Annotated in this window: 11 protein-coding genes; 5 read left to right on the forward strand and 6 right to left on the reverse strand. The window is 47.7% G+C overall.

Going from position 1 to position 9,676, the window contains the following annotated elements; translation table 11 throughout:
• Genes BV390_RS27200 through BV390_RS27215 form a run of 4 tightly spaced genes read left to right on the forward strand, consistent with a single transcriptional unit; the run spans nucleotide 1 to nucleotide 3,706 of the window.
• Nucleotides 1-1,098 (forward strand): hypothetical protein, encoded by a 1,098-nt coding sequence (locus tag BV390_RS27200; RefSeq protein WP_004181912.1) that lies wholly within the window; start codon nucleotides 1-3, stop codon nucleotides 1,096-1,098.
• Nucleotides 1,099-1,110: 12 nt separating this feature from the next.
• Entirely contained in the window at nucleotides 1,111-1,785 is a 675-nt protein-coding gene (locus BV390_RS27205) for an IncC plasmid conjugative DNA transfer DtrJ family protein (RefSeq protein ID WP_046654947.1), read from the forward strand.
• Nucleotides 1,786-1,793: 8 nt separating this feature from the next.
• Complete coding sequence (locus BV390_RS27210; protein WP_004181908.1) at nucleotides 1,794-2,930, forward strand: S49 family peptidase; 1,137 nt, start codon at nucleotides 1,794-1,796, stop codon at nucleotides 2,928-2,930.
• Between the two features lie 2 nt (nucleotides 2,931-2,932).
• Nucleotides 2,933-3,706: a nuclease-related domain-containing protein gene (locus tag BV390_RS27215; protein WP_004181907.1), complete on the forward strand. Its 774-nt coding sequence runs from the start codon at nucleotides 2,933-2,935 to the stop codon at nucleotides 3,704-3,706.
• Between the two features lie 53 nt (nucleotides 3,707-3,759).
• Here the strand turns inward: BV390_RS27215 and BV390_RS27220 are convergent, their stop codons facing one another.
• The 4 genes from BV390_RS27220 to BV390_RS27235 form a co-directional block, all read right to left on the reverse strand.
• Nucleotides 3,760-4,038, reverse strand: a complete 279-nt coding sequence (locus BV390_RS27220) for a hypothetical protein (RefSeq protein WP_065366041.1) — start codon at nucleotides 4,036-4,038, stop codon at nucleotides 3,760-3,762.
• 620 nt (nucleotides 4,039-4,658) lie between these two features.
• Entirely contained in the window at nucleotides 4,659-4,904 is a 246-nt protein-coding gene (locus tag BV390_RS27225; RefSeq protein ID WP_046654945.1) for a hypothetical protein, read from the reverse strand.
• 66 nt (nucleotides 4,905-4,970) lie between these two features.
• Nucleotides 4,971-5,318 carry a hypothetical protein gene (locus BV390_RS27230; RefSeq protein ID WP_046654974.1) on the reverse strand — a complete coding sequence of 116 codons (348 nt, stop codon included), beginning with the start codon at nucleotides 5,316-5,318 and terminating at the stop codon, nucleotides 4,971-4,973.
• Between the two features lie 155 nt (nucleotides 5,319-5,473).
• Nucleotides 5,474-6,541, reverse strand: a complete 1,068-nt coding sequence (locus tag BV390_RS27235; protein WP_004181903.1) for a hypothetical protein — start codon at nucleotides 6,539-6,541, stop codon at nucleotides 5,474-5,476.
• A 689-nt stretch (nucleotides 6,542-7,230) separates the two neighbouring features.
• On the opposite strand from BV390_RS27235, the gene BV390_RS27250 reads away from it, so the two are divergent.
• On the forward strand, nucleotides 7,231-7,608 hold the full coding sequence (locus BV390_RS27250; protein ID WP_004181901.1) for a hypothetical protein: 378 nt from the start codon (nucleotides 7,231-7,233) through the stop codon (nucleotides 7,606-7,608).
• Nucleotides 7,609-7,805: 197 nt separating this feature from the next.
• Here BV390_RS27250 and BV390_RS31345 read toward each other — a convergent pair whose 3' ends face one another.
• Both BV390_RS31345 and BV390_RS31835 read right to left on the reverse strand, forming a co-directional pair.
• Nucleotides 7,806-8,780 (reverse strand): hypothetical protein, encoded by a 975-nt coding sequence (locus tag BV390_RS31345; protein WP_014386572.1) that lies wholly within the window; start codon nucleotides 8,778-8,780, stop codon nucleotides 7,806-7,808.
• A 602-nt stretch (nucleotides 8,781-9,382) separates the two neighbouring features.
• On the reverse strand, nucleotides 9,383-9,541 hold the full coding sequence (locus tag BV390_RS31835; RefSeq protein ID WP_004181898.1) for a type I toxin-antitoxin system Hok/Gef family toxin: 159 nt from the start codon (nucleotides 9,539-9,541) through the stop codon (nucleotides 9,383-9,385).
• Between the last annotated feature and the right edge of the window lie 135 nt (nucleotides 9,542-9,676).

Consider the following 9,676-nt stretch of genomic DNA (forward strand, 5'->3'; position numbering starts at 1 on the left):
ATGGAATGCAAACAGGTATCAAGGGAATCGTTATTCGGTATGAATTCCTCCCAGCCCAAATACATTTCACGTGCAACCAAGACACTGAAACTGTATGGCATAGATGTTGATGACGAAGGCCTGCCGGAACTACTGTCACGTTATGCGAAGAAGCTTACTGGTGACATTTGTAAGGTCTACGCCCAATACACGGTTGATAGTCTCGACGTGCTGGCCCGCACGCTGGCGGAGTTTTTTATTATCCGTTATGCGGTGACTATCGTTACGCACGATGATACAGAGGTCACCTGCAACTGGTCTGTATCCCAGGGCCCTTTTACCGAGTGGCTCAAGGAGCAGCTGAGTAACTGCATGGCGAAGAGCCACACGGTTGAAGTGCAGATTGATAAAAATCAGGAACGCATGGCTTTTATCCAGCTCAATGCCGAGCGTCTTGGCTGGTACCTGCTGCCTGAGTTTATTGATATTGCAGGCTTCCTCCCCGTTTTCCTTGAGATGCCTGAACAGGTTGAATACCAGGTTATGCGGCGCAAGCGACACGGTAAGGTGCCAGACATCCACCAGCACGATCTGGGGATTTTCGAAGAGGATGCTTTGATATCTGGTTTGAAAGAAAAGTTACTTTTCTGGAGTGGCAACCTGAGCGATCCACAGGATGAATACACGTCTCTTTTCAACCGTGTTATAGATCTTTCCATTCTGGGTAACCGCCACCAGCCCGCGATGTACCGTAAAAGCAGCATTATTCAGTCGTTCCTTGATGAATTTTCCGCCTCAGTGCTGACTCTTCCCGTTCGCTTCAACGACGATACCCTTATCGCACTCTGGACGCCATGGGCAGAGCCCTTTAGTCAGTTCTCGCGCTTGCGGCCGGTTGAAGAAGATATGGTATACACGCCAACCCCGGGACAGGTGCGCTGGAAAAATGAAGATGTTCGCAGAAAAGTAACTTTTTCTCTCATCTCCCGGTTAATCGCGTCGGATGACCTGGCGTGTTCGGGAATTCTTCACGGCTGGAAAAATCATTACCTCAACAGAGAAAGCAACATTCGCCTGGCAGCCCTTTGGGCAGAGCTGTTCACTAATAAAACTGACTGACAGAGGTGTAAAATGGCTGGAAAGGATATGTCGGCGCAGAGAATGACGATGATCCGGTTTGGATTAGGGTTGGGTCTGCTGATTTATTTTCTGTTTAACGTTTACCTGGAAGACACTAACAAACTTTATAAGGATATCACCGCTGAGGTGAACGCCAGTAAGTTGCTTATGGATGTGGATAGATGGCAGGAGGTAACGCGTAATACGGAAAAGACGTTTAATTACCTTTTTGTCGAACTAAACATTACGGCTTACCTGAATAAGACTCTTTTGCCTGAGGATGATAAAACCAAACCGGCACGCGGAATGAATCTCGCGGCAAACAAATTCATGAGCCCGAGCTATACCGCTGCCCGAAACATCCCGTTAATGGTGTATCAGGCGATTTACCGCTGGTATTTGCTGGCTGGATGGTTTTTTACATTCCTCCCTCTGATGATAGCTCTGGCACTGGATGGTTATTACCAGTGGAAAATGAAGAGATTTGTTTTTGGCGATGTTACAATTCAGCTTTATCGCCTCTGGTTCCGTTCGCTGTCGATAATCGGTGTTTTGATAATTGCTTATCTGGTCATCCCTAACATGAATTTATTTTATGGACTGACACAGTATTTTCCGCCACTTGCCCTGGCGTTGCTCGCTATTGCAATTAACCGGCTTCTCGCGCACTACCAAAAACTCATGTGAGGAAGAATATGTTTAAAAAAAGACCATCGAAACCTGAAACTGGCTCGGTTCAGGACGTGGTATCGCGTGAAAGTAAGAAGTTTTACCGTCTGTATAAATCGCATGTGTTATCAAAAATAACCCTGACGATTATTGGTATTGGGTTTGCAGGTTTTAGCGGCTGGTCCATGTATCAGGATAAACAGAAAAACGGTAAAGGGGCAGACCATATCGCGGTTATCCGTATCCATGGTGAAATGGGTACTGGCTCGCCTACAGGCGACGGTGTCATTATTGCCCGCGCTTTACGTGAAGCATGGGATAACCCGCACGCAAAAGCGATCCTGATTGAGGCCGAATCTGGCGGCGGTGGTCCGTCTGACGCTATTAATATTTATCGTGAGATAAACGAGCTTCGCGACTCCCTCCATGGAGTACCGGGGCTCACAATTGAAAACTCCGACCCCACAACATCCCCGAATAAAAAGGATATGCCACCAGCGCCCTCTGAAGCGGTTAAACAGGCGTTGCTGAAAGCCGTGGGTTCTGGGCATGGCAAACTGCCAGCCGCCGCCCGGGACGTCCGCCCCATCATCGTCAGTATTAAAAATATGTGCGCCTCCGCCTGTTATTACGCAGCCTCACCGGCTGATGCGATCTATGCGGATCCCAACGCCATCATTGGCAGTATTGGCGTACGTATGGACCACTGGGATGTGTCCAGGATTATGGACCGTCTGGGTGTGGCTAACGAACCGTTGACGGCCGGAGCCTGGAAGGCCTCGCTTGACCCCTGGCGTCCGATTGATGACGAAACCAAGGCCTTTCTGCATAGTGAGTTACTCAACAAAATGCATGACCAGTTTATCAATGATGTCGAAGCCGGGCGTAAAGGAAAGTTACTTTCGCGTGAACAGGCGGACAAAGAACAGCTCTACACGGGGCGTTTCTGGCTGGGGGACCGTGCGAAGCAGTTTGGCCTTATCGATGATACAGCCACCAGCACAGAGGTGCGTGAACGCCTGAGTATTGTCTTCGGCACCACGCGTTTTCGCGACTACAACGCGCCAAAAGCATCGTTAAGCAGCATGTTAGGATTGTCACTGGACGTGAACCTTAAAGAAGCTGTATCCAGTGCGCTTCACACCACCAGCACAGTGAGGTAGCGATGGACCTGACCATGTTGTCGACCATTTTTCTTGTGTTTGTCATGCTGATCCTGTCATGCATCATCCTGTGCATCTGGCCGCTTATCAGTAACATGTTCAGCGAGCAGCGAACACGAAATGCATTAAAGGAGGTGTTAGCAGACCTTGAAGGGACGCTTATATCTGACATTACCCTACCGCTCAACGCCTCCCAGACAACGCAGATAGACCATATCTTTATCAGCACGAAGGGTATTTTCATTATCGAAGAGAAAAACTATACCGGTGACATTTATGGTGGTCTCGATGATAAAACATGGACGGTTGTATACGGTTTCGGTAAAGCGAAACATAAGATGTTAAACCCGTTTGTTCAGAACAAAACCCACATATCCGGAGTGTGTCGGGCCATAAAGCGGGGTGATGAGGGTATTGTTAATGTTGTGTTACTGACGGGCTCCAGTAAGTTTATGGTAGACCCAGCACCGGAGTGGTTGTGCCGTAATTGTGATGACCTCGGGAACAAGTTCACTGCGTACGATGCTGAGCCCGTGTTTAGTGTTGAGGAGACTGGCTGGATCGAAAATGACCTGCGTAAAACAATGCTGCCGCAGACGCTGTTGACCGACCTGGGTCACGTCTATTCACTGAAACTGAAACACCGACAACCAATATCTGTACCACACAGGGTGACCTATTTTACGCTACTGACTACCACCCTGTTCTTCCGTGCGCTGAAAAAGTTATTTTCGCGTAAGCGCTCAGAGGTCATCCACAAGCAGTACCGTGAATAGCTCGCATCCATTTTCCACCGTTCTATATGCACAGGGCCACCAGCTGGCCCTGTTTAGCTAAAGTAGTCAGATGCAGGAGGATTAAGGTACGGAACGGACTGCCAGGCGCGGATCATGTTAACCATCTGCTCAGCAATCCCCATTGACTGGTTTAACCGGTATGCCGTCCGGGCTACCATTCCTTCCTGACGTTCATCAGATTTCACATCCACTAGCCTGAAGCACCACCACTCTTTGCCGCAGCTGATGACACAGATATCAAACTCGGCATTAACCACCGGCAGATAAGTGTGTTGATTCAGTTCCAGCAAAAGCGAATATGCCTGTGGCATATACCGTCCATCGAATGACCCCGCCCAACGATATGTTGCGATGAACGGCGGCGAGTCCAGAGATTTGAGAAATGTCATGTCATATCCACCAGCAGTTCGAACTTGCTCCCATTATAAATATTCGAAAGCCTCCTCAAAGCCCCCTTTTCAAACATGCAACAAAGCGACTTTCCCGCGCCCTAAAAAAAGTGTCTTATATCGGCATTGTATTCGGGTCTGGAACTATGTTTAGTGCGAGTTTTTGTTACCAGTGCTTTTGGTGGGTCTTTAGCAACAAGATTCAGGTGATCGGGTATTCATAAACAACCAGAAATTATGTGGCGCATTAATGAGACTATTTCGGTGAGTTCCGTTGATGAAAAGTACCTTTTGTGCTGAATGCCGACCGGGATATCAGGGGGAGTCGCCGTATCCGGGAGGGCCCGGAATGAACAGCGACGTCCTGACAGATATACATTAACGTGCTTACTATCGAGCCCGGTCTATCAAGAGCACTGTATGCTGATGTTGATACTTCCATCCACTAACTGCAGGTTTTTTTACCTCTTAGCATGCATAACAGCATCACTACGGCGAGAATGAGGCATGGTCGGTGACAATTAAAGTTACTTTCTCTTAAATCAATTCAATACGAATCTGAAATTACTGTTGCTGTATACAGCAAGTGCAATCTTATTTTTTTCTTCATCAGACCAGCCTGCCATTTGCTCATTGAGCGGCGTTGACCTTACGATGATGTTTCTCGCTATGTTCAGAGGTTTCACGTCTTTACAGGAACCAGCGAGGATAAGGGCTTTACCGTCGTCCAATTTTTCATTGAATCTATCTAATTTTACAAATGATACTATTTTCGTAATCATCTCCATTTATCTGAATGCCTGTCATATAAACATATCGTTATTGTGCAACGACTTCCTCCCGGTCAGCGTACGCTATCCAATGAAATCAACCAGAACCCTACGGGCAATGCTTTGCTCTGGCAAATCACTGTAGATACGCCGCATTGCTGCTTTGTGGAATGGGGAACGATTAACCACGTCCACCAGCGCTAACCTGCTTTTGTTGAATGATGCCCTAACCTCACTGTAACGCCGGTAATGAAACAGCCTGTGGAACAGGTTCATGGACAACACCTGATCGCCTGTGACTTTGAATCGTATTACCGCCTCCCTTACCTCAATCTCTTCTGCCGGGATTTCACCATCAGCATAGGAACCCACAATGCCAGGGGAAACCAGGTATTCCTCATCAAGTGGATCGTTCATGAAACGGCTATACATTTGCGGCTCCTGTTTAAGGAAATCGTCGTACCGGGGCATCCTAAAAGTTTCGTATAGCATATAACTCATGTGGAGTTACCGTCTTTTCTTACTTTACGATGTGCGATAAAGGGAACCGCATGGATCCCCACCAGCAGCTGGCAATGATGGTACTATCAGGAAGACACCAGCGTTTTAATTTCTTCCACACCAAACGCTTTACACTTCATTTGCGTTTTCTGCCCGACAGTTTCAGGTGCTTTCCACATGCCGTATAACTTGTCTTTGTCTGATATAAATTTTGCGCCTTGCAACTTGCATGACGGAGCCTGTTTTTTATCATTCCATGTGGCATTTACAACGAACGTCCAGACCTTACCCGCCTTTAATTCTGTCGGCATATCGTAGGAGAAGGAGACAGTCGACGCGTGTTGGCTGTTATCCGCAACCGTCATCGATGAGGTATCTACCCCGGCAGCTTTGAGCTCATTGATAGCTGCCTCGCGGCTTGCACCGCTACTTTCCTGCTCTTCTATCTGTTGCTGAATCCACTCTTTGTCGCTGGATGTAAGCGAGGATGCATGGCTGTTGCTGCTGCTCGTTATCCAGTACAGCATCGCAAGATGCGAGAAACCGAAATGATTACTTTTATCTTTCTCTATGATGTTACTTACAAGGTTCTGTGAAGGTGGGATGAATTTTACAGATGAAGAGCCCCGCTCAGAACTTCCTGGAATGCTCTGAGACGACGGGAGAGACGACGATTTTTCGGATGTTGGACTTGATGCAGGTATAGTCCCTTTCTTAGCCACCAGCTCCGACCCGCTCACTGATTTCTTTGGCGTAGTGCCTGCAGCAGCGGCTTCGTTATCTCCCTTGGCCTGAGGTCGACTACTGACAACAGCATACCCTCCAGTCTGGTTCTCCACCTTCCCGGTGGTGCTCTCTGACGGTTTATTCCCTGAGGACGCGGAAACTGCCCCGACCGTTAATGCGGCTCCATAACCTGCAATCATCGCTTTCTGGCTGGTGGTCAGTGGTTTGGTGCGAGCCGGTGCTGGCGTATCGTTAACCGTGCGGCTTGCCTGGCTTCTGGTTGAAGAGTTGTACGACTTGGTAATGGTCGATGGGCGGAAGGATGATTTGTAGGAAGACCGATTGGATTTATACCCTGCTTCCGCAGAGGTGGCCACCAGCATCAGACAAATAAGTGAGATCGAGGTTTTGCTAATTTTGCTGCGCATGATTTATTCCTTTTTTGACGAGTCATTCTGAAAGTAACTTTTGGCACAGAGAGCGTTGATCAGCCGCTCACAGGTTTTTGAAAACGGAGTCCCCTCTTAATGCCAAATTAACACCCAGCCAGAGGAGGTTACCCAAAACCGAACAGGTCAGAATGTTAGTTAACATTCCTTGTTGCAGCAGGGTAGTCAAAGGTACCTCCGAGGAATCAAATGCTAATGCAAATCCTATCAGTACATAAAAAAACACGACCGGGAATGAGCGCAGATAATATTCCGTCATTATCGCCGTTGCTCTTACAGCATAAGCAATATTGCGGATTATGGTTTCTGACCTGGATGGGGCATCCTTTATATTTATCTTCATGCTCGAATCTCTTATTTTTGGGTTTAAGACAACATTTTACAGTAGCCATGTAGTGCCCTATCCCCTTAACTGTTGGATTTTGCCTTTCCGGGATATTTTTTTCCTTTACTCTAATTCACCATTCAACCTTCTCCAGGCATTTTGAATTCAGCGCGACAGATAGCGGAAAATGATAAACCCATCGTTCCTGGTTGCTGATAAGACAGAAGCCTGCCGGGAGCCGGCTGCTGTTTATTGTCATTTTCTGGACTGGATTACACAGAATGTTTATGGCAAATTTCTGGCTTCTTTCTTGTTCTCATCCATATGCTATTGGTGATGTAGTATGTCCAGGTTCCTGAAGGGTGTTGGTTTGGGTATGGCGGGCATTGTGTTGCTGCTGTGCGGACTTATCGCGCTGTATTATTTTGAGTCGAAAGCAGCGCTCAGAGCTGATATCAAGGCCTGTCCCACGGTTACAGCTGGTCAGGCAACCGATGCCGTCATTCAGGACATACTCGTGAACAGAGAGCGCATTTTCTCTAAGCCACAGCTGGAGCGTCGGGACATAGTGATTGAAGAACTGAACGTCCAGATAGGCTATTCAGGAACCCTTGTCCCTTTCAGGATCAACGGTGTCGATGATCGCCGGTTTTTTGGCATGTCGGGATGTGCCTCTCTCGACTCTGTTGAATATGCCACAGAGTTTTTGACCCAGCATTAGCTTGATCGGGCACAAGTAACGAACAACATATTTTTCCTGATTGTCCGTTTCGTTTGGCTCGGCCGATGTCACAGTACCGGAGATTTTGCATTCAGGAGAAATGATCTTAAGTGGTGGCCATAGACAGCCAACCGGCCAGCAACACCTGTTCCGGTCGATTCCGGTTCATAATGTTCGCGTCGGCCACCAGCTGACCATCAGTCAATACCAGCATCCTGATCTGCATTAAAAAGAGCCATCTCCTCATCTATAAACACCGGATACTCGAACTTCTCTACCGCCTGAATTACTTCCGGATGGTTACGCCAGCATTCTTCAACAAAACCGAGAGATAACTGTTCAGCTTGCCGCCGCAGCTGTCGTGCAGTCTCGTAGTTGTCCCAGCCACTCTCATAGCTTGCTTTCTGATAGAGGTCTTTTTGCTGTGCTTTTATCTTTTCGATCTCATCAGGACTGGTTAAATGGCGGTGCCACTCCAGTGTGCGGGCATTGCCTGTTAACACCAGCCTGTCACCCTTATCGCGGATCTCTATAGTCCTTTCGGAAAAACTCACCGGCCCCTGGTCACGTCCTGTCAGATGGTCAATGAACTCATCCCGCCCTTCTTCATCCTGGACAATCCATTCACCCCGCGTAAAAGCTTCTTTTGCGCACTCAAGGGCATCATGTATGGTTTTCGCTTTACCTACCAGGAACGTACCTTCTGTAACGTACGTGCCATACAGCGGGTCATCTTCCGGATACTCTACCTGACCAGTTACGTATACGAGGAAGGGGTACTGCCGTTCCCTATGACGGACAATAAATCGTTCGCGTTTTGCCATAGCCTCTTTCTTGTAATAACGCAGCGGCTGGACCGACCATGGCACGATTTGCTTCCACCAGTCTGGGGCTAAACGCATGGCCAGTTGCTCAACGTGTTTAACCATTTCATATACCGCAGGGCTCGTTATGGCACCACAATCCCTTAGCTGAACCACGCACTGAGCAGCTGAGTCCTGACTCACCCCCAGCATGCTATCCATCATCTCTTCATCTACCTCGATACCGTGCCGCAGAAGGCCTTCAAACGTCATTAGAGTGCCTTCATGTTTAGCAAGGTCCACCAGCGTATTCACGATATGGGTAAAAAGAATGTCGCTGTGAGTGGCTGGTGTGTTTTGAGTTTTCATTCGTGAGCCCCTGTTTAAAAAAATATTGGCAAGGTATAAGCGAATATTTCATTCATGCACACCAGGATACCAATAAAATAACGATCATCAACCCCTTATTATCACCGGAAGCTATTTCCAGCTTACGGGAAATGCATACCAAACCGGTTATAAACGCCTTAATCATTTACAGCATTCAGAATCATCCAGAGTTTTTATCAGTTAACATGCAGCATACCGGCGTATAAAATCCGACAGGAAAATTAGTATTAATGATTTTCCTGATTGTGTTTCATGGATTTAATTAGCCAGTAATTTAATATATTGATACCCCCCTCATCCATTGAGCAGACGTCAGGATAAAGCTGTGTCTCCGTCCGGTTTTCAGACTGATGACAGGGTGTCACATGGAGTGAAGTGTGCTATATTGATTTGCGATTCATTGAATCCATGTGTAGAAAGATGAATGTGTTTTTTTGCCCGTCGTCGTGCGGGCTTTTTTTATTTAATGTAGTCAGGAAAAAGGGGCTACCAGCGCACTGGTAACCCCTTCATAAAGCGCTTCAGGCACGTCCAGACAGTTCAGCCCCTGTACGGCGGAGGTTGCCCTCCGCCGGGGTTGGCTACTTAGCGGATTCGTAGGCCATAAAAGCCGCCACCTCCCTGGTTGTGTCCCTGTACCGGATTTCGCAGAGCGATTTTCTGGTCAGGTAGGTGAATGCCAGTAGTGTGAGACACACTATTAATACACACCATAACAGGTTACTAGGTGGCAGTTTCATAGCCTTTTTCTCCTGTGTAAGTTCACAGAGATATTGCAATTGCCTCAGAACACTAAAGGAGGGATTGCCAGATGTTGATGCAGCATATCGGTGTCGGCTATTTTGGGTATTACCGAGCAACTGCTTATGCGATGA

This window comes from Klebsiella sp. YJ (genome assembly GCF_002108615.1).
Classification (GTDB): domain Bacteria; phylum Pseudomonadota; class Gammaproteobacteria; order Enterobacterales; family Enterobacteriaceae; genus Klebsiella; species Klebsiella planticola.